We start from the raw sequence: 16,120 nt of genomic DNA, 5'->3' as shown, positions 1-16,120 counted from the left end.
GCCGACCGGGCTCGTGCTGCCGTACTGATGTCGATTTCAGGAGACGACTGCAGCAGAGGTCAAAAGAGGATTTCATTCCTATGCATGTTAACTTGGCTGCATCGAAAGAACCACCTGGACCGTTTCAATGACGGAAAATGACTCGATGTAAGGCATCTATACTTATCAAGACATTCATTCTCGTGTTTATGAGAATCGAATGAAGGGCGGAGTTCGCGTGGATCACAACTACCAAAAAAACGGATTGTCATCGATCAATGTTTCTAATTGGGAATTTAGCAACGTCGACGAGCTTATTTCAAAGCAAGTTGATTAATCGACCCATTCGCAGTATTCGAGAGAGGGCACTCCGCCCTCTCTTCTTTTTTTATGGAACCGAAAGTGAGCCGCTTCACGCTGGATGGAGACGTTTTCCTTAGTATGGAGACATTGGGCGGCTTTAAGAAAGTCGTGCAAGGAATTTATAACGACTCAGCACAACGGGTCGGGATTTCCCTTCAGTTTGACCCCAATCGGCAAGAATGGGCTCATACCTTTTGGAAGGAAGATATTGCGAGGCTGGACCCCAGGTGAAGGGCCCCGCTGACCACCCAAAGCAAAATCAAAAATCAATCGCTGGCCTGCGGACGAATAGACTGACCTCGAGTGGAGCGCTAAAGGCGGTTCCAGCGCACACGGGCTCAAATTCAGCTTCGGCTTATCAGGTGGCGAGGGCCTTATTGCAACAAATCGCTGCGAAGCTCCCCGTAGCCGCTTTTCGCCAGCCACCGCGCCCGCGCCAAATGCGATGCCCAGGCCCGGCGTGCCCGTTCCGCCTGGCGCTCTGGGTGAACGTTCAGGATGGCTCGTGCCACCTTGCGCCAATCGACGCCTTTGGCCTCCGAGAATAGCAGGACTGCGTAGGTCGGGAAGTGCGCCTCGTCGTAAGGCGTGACCTTGGCCAACTCGGGGGGCTCAGTATCGATCCAGGTTCCCTCGTCCGGTGGAGGCGCATCGATATAGCGGCCAATCGAGGTAAGGTGCGCGACGATCTGGTAACGCAGGTGATCGCGGCTGCCATAGCGTGCCTCGATGTCGGCGAGCTTCTTGTAGAGCCCCCTGCGCTTGCCGCGCGGAGCATCAGAATCGCCGATAGAGTAGTAAGCCGGGCCGACGGCGCAGACGTCGCAGCCGATCGCGGCTACCTCCTGCACGAACGCCGGAATGTCCTCTTCTCGCATCCGCTTCATTTCAAAAGGCCCTCTTTTCGCGTCACCTTTCCTAGCACAAAGTGCTGGATTTGCAACCATACCGTGCAGCCGCTGCATAACTCTTGATGTAAGTAACGGCTGTGCCGCGGGCGACCGATGTGAGATTTGGGCCTGTATAAGCACCCCCGTTTTCCGAGGGCCGTGCGGATCACATTGGAGAGCCTCCTCGCTCAGGCGGCAGTGTCGAAATGTACTGGCGGGACCACGTCAGTTGATGTTGGGGAAAGTTCGTCACCCTGAGACCGGTTCAGCCGAGCGGCTGACCTCGCAGGATGATCACGGTAGGGACGCTCCTTCGACGGAACCGGAGGGAAGCTCGTTGTTCAACATGGAGCGGCGCTGTCCGTCCGCGCGAACGCCAAGCTGATGCTTTGGGTCGGGCGGGCCTCGAAGCAGTCGCCGCGTTGATAGAACCAGCGCCCTTGTGGCCCGCTGCCGAAATCCGATGGGCGCTACGGACATTTGGTTCCCGGTCAACCGCGGGAAGCGTTAACTCCCACGTGATGCTGCAAAAGTCGCGGAAGGGGCTGACCGGCCGAAGCATCGTCTGAGTCGGTCGCAGGCGACTGGCAGATGTGTATCCACCACGCGCATGCGTTCCATCAACACAATCGATTTTACCAATTCTGGATAATAGCGGATGTGAATACGTCGGCCGGGGAAACAGGTCTACCGAGGAGTGCGAGATGCCTCCCCTGACTGCCCCCCTCTTTCAGGAAGACTTGTGACCCCGGCCGACACCACAAGACGCGAAAGCGTCCAAGCCGCCCAGCGCCAGGTTCCGCGCGGTCTACACGTTCCAATCTCCATGCAGCGGCTTTGGCAAGAGCTTCTGGAGCGCGTGGGTGAACCGGCGTCGCCGTTGAAGTTACATCGGCAGATTGTTTCCCTCCTTCAAAAGCCCGATCCGGTTATCCTGGACATCGGTCACATGACGGAACTGATACTGCTTTGAGCCCGACCCTCGAGCGGCTGCCCGCTTTAAGGATAATTACTTCCCACAATGCGGCCTTTGCAGCCCATTGCACGTTGGCGCCCGAAATCCCCTATCATAGGGTTTTGCCGAAATGGCGTCCGGCGGTATCATGGATCTATGGAAACGCCCGCCCCTGCCTTCGAACTTATGGATTTCCGACCCGAGCGCCCCGTGTCGCTTCGAAATCGGACCTGTGTCTATTGCGGGCTCTTCCTTTCTCCCAGCAACAAGACACGGGAGCATGTCATCGGGCGCCGCTTCGTGCCGGATGGGAAGCTCCAGGGGCAATGGAATCTGATCCTGAATGCTTGCCGTCCTTGCAACTCTCGTAAGGCCGATCTTGAGGACGACATTTCGGCGATCACCCTTCAACCCGATTCCTGGGGTCGCTATGGACATGGCGACATCGCGGCGATCGAGGATGCCCAACGAAAGGCGAGAGACTCACGCAGCCGCCGGACTCGAAAGACGGTCAAGGATAGTAGCGAACAGATAAAGATCCAGGGAACCCTAGGACCGGGCGTCAAACTGTCATTTCAATATTCCAGCCCGCCGCAGATCGACGATGATCGAGCGTTCGAACTGGCGCGCCTGCAACTGACGGCGTTCTTCTACATGCAGACCTATAACCACGAGACACGGCAGGGTGGATATTGGCTTCATGGCTACCATCCTGTCATGACTGCCAACCGCAGCGATTGGGGCAACCCACTGATGGTTGGTTTCATGCGAACGATCGAGAGTTGGGATTGCCGGCTCTTGGCTATCTCCGCTGATGGCTTTTTCAAGCTCATCACTCGCAAGCACCCGTTGACTGAGACTTGGGCTTGGGCACTTGAGTGGAACCACAGCCGCCGCTTAATGGGCTTCTTTGGTGAGCCTGATCCTGCGCAAGACATCGTCAATAGCCTGCCGAGATTGGAGGTCAAAACGGTCTACCAAGCGCCCGACGAATCGCTTTCCTTTCGGGTCGAAACACCGCTTAAGGAGGACGAAGACGCCCTCTTCTTGGTCTTTGATGGAACGGTGCAACCGGACACCTGACCATATCGACGAGACGCCGGTATGGCATCGAGCTCGTTAGCCTCGCGCTTTGCGCCAAGGTGGGCTGTCCCAAACACGCGACGCGGCGGTTGTCCGGCGCCGAAAGCCTGCGCCCGTGTTATTGGTGAAGACGACAGGCTTGTGTCGGAACTTTAGGAACGCGGGCCATCGTGGCGGGACCGACCTGACAGCCCTGACGTGAACGAGTACCGCGTCATGCTCGCCAATGTCTTTTTCTTCTACAACCGCATAGCGAGTGTGGGTTTCGGTCCCACCATCGGATACAGCCACCACGACGTTGAACCGGGTCGGTGGCCGCAGTTGCGCAACTGCGGCCGCCATCGCTTGTACAGCGTTCCCCGAACTCCGGTCGCCAAAGTACAGATTTGCCGCGCAGTTCAATACCTGCTGATGGTTGCAGGCAAGAATGTCCGCCGGATTCGGACTAGCCGGGCAGACGCAACTCACCGAACGACTTAGCCTTTCTGGCGACGTGGCGTTCCTGTTCACGCGATTAAACGGCAAAGATCGGCACCATCTGCGCCCAGAGATCAACCCCCTTCCTGAAGACGGCGACGGGCATGGGGTCCAACTCGAGGCGGTGTTGAACTACAAGGTCACGGATTTGTTCAACATCGGCGTCGGAGCCCGCTACTGGAGGGTGGCATCTGAAGCTGCCGCGCATCTCGAAGAGACTCCGGCCGGTCGTTCCTCCCTCCCGCAGGTCGAGGACTGGCAGGCAGAGCGCTACGGCATGTTCGTGCAGGCCAGCATCAAGTTCAACTGAGAAAGGAAACCCGTGGCGTCCGCCGGCGCACCTTTCATTTGCCGAGCTTCCCGGGTCGATTCCGGTAGGGGGCGAAATGACACCCTAAGCGCCACGGCGACGCTCACACGACGGGACATGGCCGGTTTCGCCACACAACAGTCGTTGGACAAGCACCTTGGCAGACGGCAGAGTGCGACCCATAGCTGCCGCTCGTAGATACGGACCGGAATTTCCGGACCCGGCCGAGGCTGACAATCGGCTAAATTGGCTCGGCGTTATCAACTTAACTCGCGTTCAGGGATTTGCGGCATAGACCCGATGTCATGAACACCGCAACCGTCAGCTACAAGCGCCATCGTTTCCCGCCGCAGACCATCGCCGATGCGGTCTGGCTCTACTACAGGTTCCCCTTGAGCCTGCGTCTGGTCGAGGAAATGCTGCTGGAGCGCGGGATCGTGGTTTCGTATGAGACAATCCGCCGGTGGGGCATCAAGTTCGGTCCCCATTACGCTCGCCGCTTGCGCCGCAAGCAGCACAGCCGAAACGATGTCTGGCACCTGGACGATGTCGTCATCACCATCGCCGGCAGGAAACACTGGTTGTGGCGCGCCGTTGACCAGGATGGCTATGTGCTCGACGAGATCGTCCAGAACCGCCGCAACACCAAAGCGGCCAAGCGCTTGCTGACGCGGCTGCTGAAGAAGCAAGGCGTCGCGCCGAAGCGCATGATCACCGACAAGCTGCGCTCCTATAGAGCAGCCAGGCGACAGGTGATGCCGGACGTCGAGCATCGGTCGCATAAGGGATTGAACAACCGTGCCGGGAATTCGCATGTGCCGCTGCGAAAACGGGATTATGCAAGGCTTCCGATCACCAGGAGCACAGCAATCCTTCGTTTCGATCTTCTCGGCTCTGCGCAATCTCTTCGTCCCGCTCAGCTCAAAACGCTCCGCTCTCGCTACACATATTCACCGCCTGCAGGCCATGGCGGAATGGAAAGCCGTGGCCATGGTCAGCTGACATCAGCGGCTGCAGGTCTCAACGCGTGTATATGCAGACAACGTGAGGTCCCCGCCAAGTTGGCTCGTTGCCCGCAGGCAGTTGGCTTCTGGCGCGGCATCCTTCAGCGCGGCATTGTCGAGCATGGCGTCGGCCAGAAGCCGCTTCAGCCGCGTGTTCTCGTCCGCCAGAGCCTTCAGTCGCCGAGCCTCGGACATCCCTTCCCGCCGAAGCGGCCCTTCCAGTTGTAATCGAGGCGTCGCTGACCCCGTGCTTGCGGACAGATCGCGAACCGACACCCCTCCTCGTTTTTCTTCAAAATTCGATGATCTCTTCAGAAAAGCGGCTACGTTTCATGTCCTGGCCCTCTCGATGGGCCAGAACGAACGTCAACCGGATTAGATCAGCGGGGCAAAGTCACCTTGTCGGCCATGAATACGCCAACCCGATTACATTGTTGGAAATAAGTAACTCGAGCGAAAACGTGCAATTTGCCTTCGACACGTGTCCTAACCGCGCAGGGATATCAATTTCCACGTCCTGGAATTCAATGGACTGATTGTGCAGTGGAAAATACGCTTTATATACCGCCTCCTTCAAAACGAAGAGGTCCCGCCGCTTGAGCAGATGTAGATCGTACATGCGTTGCTCGTTAGGGGTGGCAATCAATTCGATCAGGTTCTCCGGCAGAGGTTCATTAGGCTCAATGTCGATGCCGAGAGCCGCAATCCTTTTCGTCCCTGCAATGGCGGCGGCGGCTACGGTATCGTGGTGCGCCAAAGATCCGACGACGCCGGGTGGCCAGATCGGAACACCAGAGCGCGTCTTTAGAATCGGCAATAGTGGGAATCCCAGTTGCCCAAGGAGTGTTCTGGCGACTACTCTTGCAGCACCGCTTTGGCGGCGAACTTTGGTAACAGCGCGTCCCAACGAGGTAACTTCGGAATCGTATAAGGTGGATTCGTCGCCCGGTTCTATTGGACGGATGCCGACGAGGATGTTCTGTTGATCAATGGTGATAGTCTCCATTCTATCTGGTCCCTTTGAGCTTGTCGGATGAGAAGCTCAGCCAATGCAGCTTGGCCTTGAAGTTGCCCGACTCGGTCGTCGATCAGCAGCGGCGGCAGACCAAATATGCTTCCCATCTTTGGATCACCGAGCCAGAACTCTCCGACATTTGGGGATTGTCGCGATCCGAGATCATCGTCACGTGGTCGCCTACAATCGGTACGGCAGTAATAGCCTCCGGACTCAAGACTCGGTCCCAGCCGCGCATAGGCGAACGAGCCTCTGGGCCTGTTGAGGCTTTATCAGGTGGTATCCGACGGCTGATGAGAGGCTCCATGGCATAGAACTGATGTATCTCGATTGGCAGGGACGGAACTTGATACGCCTGCAATGCCCTATGAAATTGGGCGGTTCTTTCCGACATCAGAATGTCATCGTGGAGATCACGATCCGGAGGTATCGCCCCAATTCTCTTCGCCTTTTCAATCAGCTGAGCAATTGAACATTGTCCAGCAAAGCGTTTCAAAACTTCGAAGGTTTCATCATTCAACGATTCGAAACGCTCCAACACCATGTTTCGGACGATCAGAGAGGGGGACATGCTCGATCGATTCGCAAATAACGTAACATCGATGAACGCCATGAAGGACACGGTTTCATCCAGGGCCAGTAAGCGCTGGGCTATGGCGTAGGCGAGGATGCCGCCCGACGAATATCCTGCGAAGCGGTATGGACCGTGGGGCTGAATTTCTTTGATTTCCAAGATGACCGTGTCAGCAATCGCTTCAAGGGTCAGTGGACGAGCTTCATCGAAAGACGGCCATGGCAAAGCAAAGACGGGACAGTCTACATTCATTTCCTTAACCAAACTGACGACATAGGAACAATCGCCGAAACCTGTGGGAACAAAGAACAGCGGTGGCTGCGATCCGGTTGCTTGAACGGAAATCACTCCCGCACTGCTGGGCTGTGGCTCCAAATGAACCTTCGATGCAAGGTCCTTTAGAACTGGGGCCTGGAAGGCATCGGCAGCGCTAAAATTCAGGCCAAGATCTGATGCTCGGCTGAGTAGCTGCACCGCCAGGAGCGAGTGGCCACCCAGTTCGAAGAAGTTGTCGTGGCGCCCGACCCGCTCGACACCGAGAAGCTCTGCCCAGATCCCGGCCAGCGCCGTCTCGACCGCGCCCTGCGGCGCCTCATAGGCGGTGCGCGCATAGGCCTCGTCGTCGGGGGCCGGCAGCGCCTTGCGGTCGAGCTTGCCGTTCACCGTCAGCGGCAGCGCCGCCAGCCGCACGAACGCCGACGGCACCATGTAGTGCGGCAGCAGGCTGGCCAGATGCGCGCGCAAGGCGACGGCAAGCCCGTCTCCATCGTCGTCGTCCGAGCCGGCCTCCGGCGCGCACACGACATAGGCGACAAGGTGCTTGTCGCCGGCCCGGTCCTGGCGCGCCACCACCACCGCCTCGCGCACCCAGGCGTGCTCGATGAGCCGCGCCGCGATCTCGCCCGGCTCGATGCGGAAGCCGCGGATCTTCACCTGGTCGTCGTTGCGGCCCAAAAACTCCAGATTGCCGTCCGGCAGATAGCGCGCCAGGTCGCCGGTCTTGTAGATCCGGGCGCCGGTCTCATCGCTGAACGGATCGGCCAAAAACCGCTCAGCCGTCAGCTCGGGCCGGTTCAGGTAACCACGCGCAACACCCGCCCCGCCAATGTAAAGCTCGCCCACCGCCCCGAACGGCACAGGAGCACCATGAGCATCCAGCAGATACACCCGCGTGTTCGCAATCGGACGCCCGATGGGGACAACTGGCCTGTTTAATCCAGCGGAATACACCCAGGCCGTCGCGTCAATCGTTGCCTCAGTAGGTCCATAAACATTGAGAAGCGCCGCCTCTGCATCCGGCCTGTCCCGCAGATCGTGCTCCAGCACCGGCAGCCCTGCCTCCGGCGGCAGAACCTCAACCCGCGGCTTGCCCTCCGACGCGACAAAGACACTGCGCAGCGCCTCATGGCGGGCAAACAGACGGTCAAGGCTGCGCTGCCAGGCGCTGCGGTCGAGCACGCCGCGCAGCCGCAAGGCCAGCGGAATATGATAGTTGGTACTGCCCTCGTCCAGCTGCGGCAAAAACCATATCCGCTGCTGCGCAAACGAGGGCACAAGCGGCTCATTGCGCGATACGGCAACAATCGCCGGCAGGTCTTGCGGACCGGAGCGGCTCAACACCTCGACGACGCTTTCGGCCAGATCGGAAAGCACCGGCCTGGCGAACAGCCTAGTCAGCGGCAGTTCGACCCCAACAGCCCGCGACAGCCGGCTGAGCAGCTGCACGGCCAGCAGGGAATGTCCGCCGAGTTCGAAGAAGTTGTCGTGGCGCCCGATGCGCTCGACACCGAGAAGCTCCGCCCAGATCTGCGCCAGCGCCGTCTCGACCGCGCCCCGCGGCGCAAGTCCAGTCGATGTGAATCGAGCAGTTGTCCGCATGTCTTGCCAGATGTGACAGATAGCATTGCAGGGCATGTATGCCCCCCGTTGTTTCCACGGCTATTGCGGGCTGGCGGATCATGTCTGGCAGATTCTCTCGTAGAGATCGCTAAAGTTTGCAGCCTTAAAGATCTCGTTCAGTCGAGGCGGCCTCCAGCGGTCGCTATTATTCAACCGAAGTTGGAGTGCTGTGGCGAGAAGGCTATCTCCCCCAAGGTCGAAGAAGTTATCTTCGAATCTTATCTCCGTGACCTTCAATAGAGATTTCACTTCGCTGAGGAAGGCCTCCTTCAGATCGTCGCTTTGAGCGTCCTCCTCCACCTTTCCGACTTCTTTCGGCGAAGATATGCCTGGGCCGTAGTTCGCTATTGTCCGACCTTGCTCGCTCCATTGCCTTAATCGAGGAGGCAAGGGCCGCGTCGCTATGATCACTTGGCTGTTGTCGACGGTTGCCAGGATGCGTTCGATGATGTCAATTCCTTCGTCGGGACACAGTGCAAGATCCCTCGCTTTAGACGTCGCGTAGGCGGAGGTCACCTGCCCCTCGTCGTAGGCGTAATCCCAGTCATCCCAGTTGGAATTGATCCACCGGACGCCGAGTTTGGCCTGCACCTGGCGTGCAAATGCGTCCATGAACCTGTTGGCCGCCGCATAAGCGGCCATCGCCGGTCCGCCTAGGATGGATGCAACGGATGAGAAAAGGAACACAAACTCGGGGGATTGGGCGTGGGTGGACTGCATTCGCTGGATCGCACTGTAGAGGTTGCGCGTTCCCACGATTTTGGAGGCGAACTCATTGGCGGAGGTCGTGTCCTCCATCTCTGAAAGGAACTTCAGATCGGCTAATCCGGCGGCGTGAAAGATGCCATCGATCCGCCCGAACCTCCGAACCGTCGCGTCGAGCACGCCCGAAAGGTTGTTGAAATCGGATACGTCCGCCTGGTGAAGAATCACCCGCCCCTTTGCGTTGTCAAGCGCGGTCAATCGGCGCATCCAGCCACAGTCATCGATATCTGCGGACTTGCAGTCCAAAGTGGCAGGTACCGCACGGCGGGTTATCGCGATGACCGTCGCTCCAACGGTTACAAGATGTTCAGTCAAGGAAAGCCCGATCTTTCCAAGAGCTCCTGTGATCAGATAGACGCCTTCCGGTCGGAGGACCTCCCCGCCTCCGGGAGTCTTTTCCGCGAGGACCATCTCGGGAAAATGCGGCACCCATCGCCGGTTCCCACGGAGCGCGACGACCGCTTCGGGATCAGGCTCATCACGCCGGATTTCAGCAGCGAGCCGATCGGCGATTATTGGGTCGTCGACGTTCAGGTCAACAACCCGACAATCGACCATCGGGTTCTCCTGCGGCAGCACGATAGCGGGGCCGAAGACGCATGCCTTTTCGGGATCCACAGCTTCGTCGCCGACCTGGACCATCCGGTCACCAACAATCCAGACATCAAGCGGACTCCGGAACGTCAGTGGAGAGAGAACTCGCGCCAAATCGAGTATCGCGTCGTAGCTCCGCAAAAGATCGGTCTGCACCGTGCCCGGGTCCCCAGACGCGTCAGCGCAGCCGCTCAGGTGCCAGAGGCAGAGAATCCGATCAACGGGACGCTCCGAGGCGATCTCGGTGTCGAAGAGCGCCTTCAGGCCTTCTCGGGTGGGGTCAATCATGATGAAAGACCCTTTGACTTTCATGGGTGGGTTCGAGGGTTTGGCTCGTCGGCAAACACGAACAACCTCATGACCAGCATCCTCCAACAGTCGCGTGATGCTATTCGCCAGCATGTCTCCCGCACGCTCTGCCTCACCAAACGGCCGGTCGGCAAGCACCAGCCAACGAAGCGCCTTTGTGCCTCCGTCGCCCGGAACCGTGCGGGAAAGCATTTTCTCCGTCCAACTCTGGGCATAGGTGAACACCTCTCCCCTGCGCCGCTCACGCTCTTCGGTCTTCGGCAGAACCGTCAAGCCGGCAGGCTGACCCTCCGGCCAGCAACGGTGGCGATCAAACGAGTATGTCGGAAGCGAGATCCTGCGGCGAGAACCGAACGGTTCCAATTGATCACTGGCTCGTTTCCAATCCACCGAAACACCCAAGGACCAGAGATTCCCAAGACATTCCAGAAGAACGTGACGGTCGGTGAACTCCTGGTCATCCTTCCCTTGCGCGGCTGAAACGACTACCGGAATTCTAATCTTAGGAGCCTCTGAATTGATTGTTTCATGTGCGAAACGCGTCAGATTGCACGAGGGGCCAACGTCGACGAGCACGGTTGCACCGGCCGCGACGACAGCCGCGAGAGACCGATCGAATCGGATCGTTCCACTTGCTTGCCTACTCCAGTAGGTCTCGGTCAGAGGCACTTTCGCCCGGTGCAGATATCCTCCTGAATTCAGAGCGATGGGCAGGTCCGGTACTCGTTTCTTGAGCGTGCGGACATGTGCGTCAATCATATCAGCCGCCGGTTTCATCAGCGGAGAATGGCTGGGGACGCCAGCTGTGTTGAGGATCTGGTTGGGAACCTCTGCTTTTTCGAGCTCCTTATGAAGTTTTTCAATCAGTTCCCGTTTCCCCGTAAACACTACACTGGATTTGGAGTTCACGACACCGACAGTGATCTCCCCAGCTTCGGCCCAGTCACGCCAAACGTCCTCCTCGAGAATGCGTTTAGCCTCCTCGGGGCCGCATCTCACCGCAAGCATAGCACCGTCGACACCAAGATTCGCCATCGCACGACCACGGGCGACCATTAGAGCTATGGCGTCGTTCAGTTTCAAAATGCCCGCTAGCGTGGCCACGACGTATTCGCTCATGCTGTGTCCGACAAGGTAGTCGGGACGCACGCCACACGCTTCGAGCAGTTGTGTCAGAGCGTACTGCACGGAGAAGATCATGACGTTGATTTCTTCGAAGGATGCGGTCGCGTAGCCTTCGTTCTCCCCAAACACGAGTGACTCCAGATCACGATCCAGGACGGGGCGACTAGCGGCGGCACAAGTCAGAAACGCCTCGCGAAAGTCAGAAACGTGATCAAACAGATCCTTGAACATGCCTGCGTGCTGGACTCCACCGCCCGGCAGCATGAACGCAATCGACGGTGAGGACAGGGCTTGATCACCCGCGCGATCAGCCTCTTCCTCCAGCCTCTTGATGGCCATGTCCAAGTTGCGCGCCACAACGACCGTCCGATGATCGAAATGGCATCGCGCCACCCGGAGGGTATGCGCGACGTCACCGAGATCGACATCCTGGTAGCGCCGTAGGAACGTGGCGAAATTCCGGCAGGCCCGGCTTAGCGCCGACGGCGTCTTTGCGGATAGGCAAAGGGCGTAGGACCCCCGCTCGACCGAGCCGGGCCAATCCCTTGCGTTCTCACCAGTCCATTCCTGCAGAACAACATGGCAGTTGGTTCCGCCTATACCGAGGCCGGTGACTCCGGCAGTTCGCGGTCGTCCCTGCGGCCGAGGCCAGTGTCTAAGCTGCTCATTGACGAAGAAGGGCGTGTTCTCCAGGCCCAGATCTCCGTTCAGCCTGTTGATGTTGATGGTCGGGGGGATTACCCCGTGCTGAAGGGCGAGTACGGCCTTGATAAAGCTCGCAACCCCGGCGGCGGCATTGGCATGGCCAATATTCGGTTTAATTGACCCGAGTGCACAGGCGTGTCCCGTTTCCTCTCGCCCCGCGAAAACTTCGGCCAGTGCGCGGATCTCGATCGGGTCGCCGACCTTAGTGCCGGTTCCATGAGTTTCGATATATTCCACGTCTTCAGCGCCGAGCGCTGCAGACTCAAGTGCCTGGCGCACAACAGCGGTCTGGCCTCCCGCGCTGGGCGCTGAGTAGGAAGTCTTGTTGCGGCCATCATTGTTAATGGCACATCCTTTTATCACTGCTTGAATCGGGTCGCCCGCCGCGAGGGCCTCTTCAAGGCGCTTAAGGACAACGACCCCCACCCCATCTCCAATCACCGTGCCCTTCGCATCAGCATCAAACACTCGGCACACACCGTCCGAGGAATTGATGAAGCCCTCGACATACTGATAACCTGCTTGGGGAAAGTTGATGCTCGCCGCGCCTGCCAGCGCCATGTCGCAATAGCCGGCCGCGAGTGACTGAGTGGCAACCCCGATTGCCACCAGCCCAGTTGAACATGCGGTTTGGACTGCGATGCTTGGACCGTTGAGGTTCAGCATGTAGGAAACGCGCGAGGCAAGATAATCCTTGTCGTTGCCGAGCTCCGTCAGCAAAGCGAGCGGCGCGTTGTTGGGATCTATGAGGTCGCCCCCTTTCAAATGGTGTAGGAGATAGAGTGGGAGGTACGAACCTGCGAATACCCCGGTCCGGCCCTCATGCTCGGTTGGCGCATATGCGGCCGACTCGAGCGCCTTCCAGCAGCATTCGAGAAACAGGCGATGCTGTGGGTCCATTAACGTTGCCTCATGGCTCGACAGGTCCCAGAAACCCGGATCGAAAAGGTCCACACCGTTGAGATGGGCGCCCACCCGCACATAATCGGAGCGCTTCAGGACAGCTTCCGGAACGCCCCGCGCCTTGAGTTCGTCCGCGGAGAGCGGGGCGATCGAGCAGACCCCTTGGCAAAGGTTTTCCCAGAGTGCATCGACTGTATCCGCGCCGGGGAATCGCGCGGCCATACCAATCACCGCAATGTCCATACCGGGGCCGCGTCGCCCGTCGAACGCCTTCAGATGCGCCCTGCCCGCCAAGGCTTTCGGTATGTTGGAGAGCTTCCGGTTTGGGGGACGTCCCTGCACGCCACCGCGCTTGCGGATAAGAGCCGCGAGTTCTTTAAAAGTCGGATTGAGGAAGACCTCCACGACGCGGAGCTCCACCTTCAGACTCCCACGAAGCTGCGTGCAGAGACGGGCAGCCAGAAGGGAGTGTCCACCGCAGTCGAAAAAGTTGTCGGTCGGATCAGCGGGTTCAGCCTTGAGTAGGTCGCGCCAGATTGCGCGAAGTACCGCATCGACCTCGTCGGCACCTGTGACTGGAGTGCAGGCCTCTTGTGCGATATTGCGGAGGCGCGACCGATCAAGTTTCCCGTTGGCCGCAATGGGCAATTCCCTCAGAGCAATAAACTCTGACGGGACTGCGTAGTGCGGCACCTCAGACTTCAAATGCGCCTGCAAAGAAGCCTGCCACCCCTTGCACTGATTCCGCAAGACTACATAGGCGATCAGTCGATCAGTCTGACCGGTAGTCGGATCGAGCTCCGGCACAACCGCGGCGGAGCAGACGTCGGAGTACCGAAGCAAAGCAGCTTCTATAGACGCGGGGACGACGCTATATCCTCGGATCTTCACCATGAAAGCGCAGCGCCCGATAATCTCTAATTGGCCACCGGGCAGCATGCGGCCAAGATCGCCAGTGCGGAACATCTTGCCATCAACGTTGAACGGGTCAGGAAAGAACCTTTCCCGTGTCATCTCCGGGCTGTTGAGATATCCATGACCTAATGAATCGCCGCCGACGAAGACCTCACCCAAGAAGCCCAGCGGTACGGGGTCGCGTTGCTCCCCGAGGATATAGGCACTGACATTGTGCTGAGGCGAACCGACCGGTACAACCTTTTGTGTTGTCGCAGGATCGATCTCACTCAGGTCAATATGCGCGACATCATGTGCCTCCGCTGCGCCGTAGTAATTGATGATTCTGACGTGCGGCAGCGCGTCCATCACACGCGCAAGCAACGCTGCTGTTGTCACCTCGCCTGATAAGTAAATCAATCGGAGATCCGGAAGGCGAGAGGGCACGTCGAGGGAACCGCTGCTGAGAAGCACATCTAGCAGTGAAGGCGTTAGTAATGTTCTGGAGATTCGATTTCGTTCCAGGTAGTCGACCAGCTGGTGCGGATCGTAGATAACGTCGTCAGGGATCAGATAGGCTGGAATCCCGGCGAGGATCGGCCGCATTATCTCCCAGACTAAGAAGAGATTGACCGCCTCGCGCTCATCAGGCGCATACGGCAGCGCGCAATAGCGCCACTGATGAGAGGATACAGCGCTTCGGTGAGGGCAGACGACCCCTTTCGGTTCACCAGTCGTGCCAGACGAAAATACAATCTGGGCCGGCGCATCGAGATCCACCGCTTGGGGATTGGCCGGGCTGGCCTTGCCTAGTTGTGCTTCCCAACCCTCGTCGAGCGACAGCGCAATACCGGACCAGTCAGGCGGAACCTTAGCTGCGAAGCGGTTGTTGGTGACAACGATTTCAACGCATGCCTTCTCAAGTATCCGCCGTAGCGCAACCATGGGCTGCGCTTTTTCAAGCACGACGTAAGCCGCCCCTGTCTTAAGAATACCAAACAGCGCGACGGCGTATTCAGGTGAAGTATCCATCAGAATACCCACGCGGGAACCTCGGCTCTGACCATGTCCGAGGAGGTTCCTGGATAGAATCTCGCTCAGGTCGTCGAGCTCACGGTACGTCAAGACCCTATTCTCTGAGACGACGGCAGGGGCCTCCGGATTGAGGGCCGCTTGTTTGCGAAATTGGTCATGCAGTGGTAGTTCGGGATAAGGTAGGGCCTCGCCAATTCGAATGGAAGCTGGGAGTTGTGCCTTTACCTCCCCAACTTCACGTAGGAGGGTAGATACCACTTCCGCCGTCATGGAATGGGTATAAAAATGATCACCATCAAACATAATCCGGGCGAAGCGCGACGTCGTAAGCCGACGCCATTCGTCTAGGTCATTGGCATTGACCGTTTCGTCTTGCACTCCCCCAATTGCGGTGATCGCCGCGTCGAGAGGCGTTGGTAAGTCCCGGTCGTACGTCTCCGCAAGTTCGAAGTCGGCCCGCAACGGCGGCAAGATGAAGTTATGCAGGAGTTCCTCATTTGCCAGCGCCTCCTTGGGGACCAAGCCAAGGATCCGGACCACATCGGTTAACTTATCATCCACGTATCTATACATTGGCGGCTCATCCGCCGGCACAACCGCCGACTTGTGAGCAGACACGACGACATGGAAGGGAGATGGCCGACCGGCCTTCTCCAGGGAACGGGCGATCTCATAAGCGAAGAGGGCACCGACGCTATGACCGAAGAAAACAAAAGGCCGGTCGTTGTACCCGCGCAGCGCCTCAGTGACCATGGGTACTAGTACGTCCAAGCTGCAGATGGCAGCCTCCGCTGACCGTTTGCCGCGCCCGGGAAGATCCAGGCAAATAAGCTCAACGTCATCGGGGAGATAGTCAGACCAAGTACGGAACGACTGGACGCTACCGCCCCCGTGAGGAAAGCAAATTATGCGATACGATGGGTCAAATGATCTCTTTACGATGCTCAGTAATGCTGTAACTTTCTCGCGAACTTGTTCCATTTTTCAAACTACTCCACTTCGATTCAGCATGAAATAAACGTCTCCGTTTGGACGTTGGTCTTCCCGTGATTTTCATGATTAAGTCGGAACGCTTGTACCCCGCATCTGTGATGACCATGTCTCGCCCGAATTCATATGGATCGTCGAAGATCAGGCGGTTGAGGTGGGTGGGAGCGCTCGACAAGGCTCCAGTGGAAGTCGCTTAGCGGGGACGCGTCTAGCAGAAACATATGTCCAACTCTCGACCTGATCCGCCCGAC

At 58.2% G+C, this 16,120-nt stretch carries 7 protein-coding genes and 2 pseudogenes; 4 read left to right on the top strand and 5 right to left on the bottom strand.

The genetic code is table 11. The features are described from left to right. Positions 1-716: 716 nt before the first annotated feature. Positions 717-1,229 carry a hypothetical protein gene (locus J1C56_RS33140; protein WP_246592071.1) on the bottom strand — a complete coding sequence of 171 codons (513 nt, stop codon included), beginning with the start codon at positions 1,227-1,229 and terminating at the stop codon, positions 717-719. 745 nt (positions 1,230-1,974) lie between these two features. Between J1C56_RS33140 and J1C56_RS33355 the strand changes: the two genes are divergently transcribed. From J1C56_RS33355 to J1C56_RS28425, 4 genes and pseudogenes are all read left to right on the top strand, one after another. Further along, entirely contained in the window at positions 1,975-2,205 is a 231-nt protein-coding gene (locus tag J1C56_RS33355) for a hypothetical protein (protein ID WP_275945188.1), read from the top strand. Positions 2,206-2,343: 138 nt separating this feature from the next. Continuing rightward, positions 2,344-3,270, top strand: coding sequence for an HNH endonuclease (locus tag J1C56_RS28435; RefSeq protein WP_214393344.1), 927 nt, complete (start codon positions 2,344-2,346; stop codon positions 3,268-3,270). A gap of 427 nt (positions 3,271-3,697) precedes the next feature. After that, positions 3,698-4,057, top strand: a complete 360-nt coding sequence (locus J1C56_RS28430) for a hypothetical protein (protein ID WP_214393343.1) — start codon at positions 3,698-3,700, stop codon at positions 4,055-4,057. 305 nt (positions 4,058-4,362) lie between these two features. Continuing rightward, a pseudogene (locus J1C56_RS28425) lies at positions 4,363-5,059 on the top strand (IS6 family transposase). 98 nt (positions 5,060-5,157) lie between these two features. Here J1C56_RS28425 and J1C56_RS28420 read toward each other — a convergent pair. The 4 genes and pseudogenes from J1C56_RS28420 to J1C56_RS28405 form a co-directional block, all read right to left on the bottom strand. Continuing rightward, positions 5,158-5,395, bottom strand: a pseudogene (locus J1C56_RS28420) (transposase); the annotation flags it as partial. A 60-nt stretch (positions 5,396-5,455) separates the two neighbouring features. Then, positions 5,456-6,067: a 4'-phosphopantetheinyl transferase family protein gene (locus tag J1C56_RS28415; RefSeq protein ID WP_214393342.1), complete on the bottom strand. Its 612-nt coding sequence runs from the start codon at positions 6,065-6,067 to the stop codon at positions 5,456-5,458. 82 nt (positions 6,068-6,149) lie between these two features. Next, positions 6,150-8,564: a phosphopantetheine-binding protein gene (locus tag J1C56_RS28410; protein ID WP_275945187.1), complete on the bottom strand. Its 2,415-nt coding sequence runs from the start codon at positions 8,562-8,564 to the stop codon at positions 6,150-6,152. 42 nt (positions 8,565-8,606) lie between these two features. Continuing rightward, positions 8,607-15,860, bottom strand: coding sequence for a type I polyketide synthase (locus tag J1C56_RS28405; protein ID WP_214393341.1), 7,254 nt, complete (start codon positions 15,858-15,860; stop codon positions 8,607-8,609). Positions 15,861-16,120: the final 260 nt, after the last annotated feature.

Source organism: Aminobacter anthyllidis (assembly GCF_018555685.1).
GTDB lineage: Bacteria > Pseudomonadota > Alphaproteobacteria > Rhizobiales > Rhizobiaceae > Aminobacter > Aminobacter anthyllidis.
Note: the sequence above shows the minus strand (reverse complement) of the source record. Positions and strands in the feature narration are given on the sequence as shown.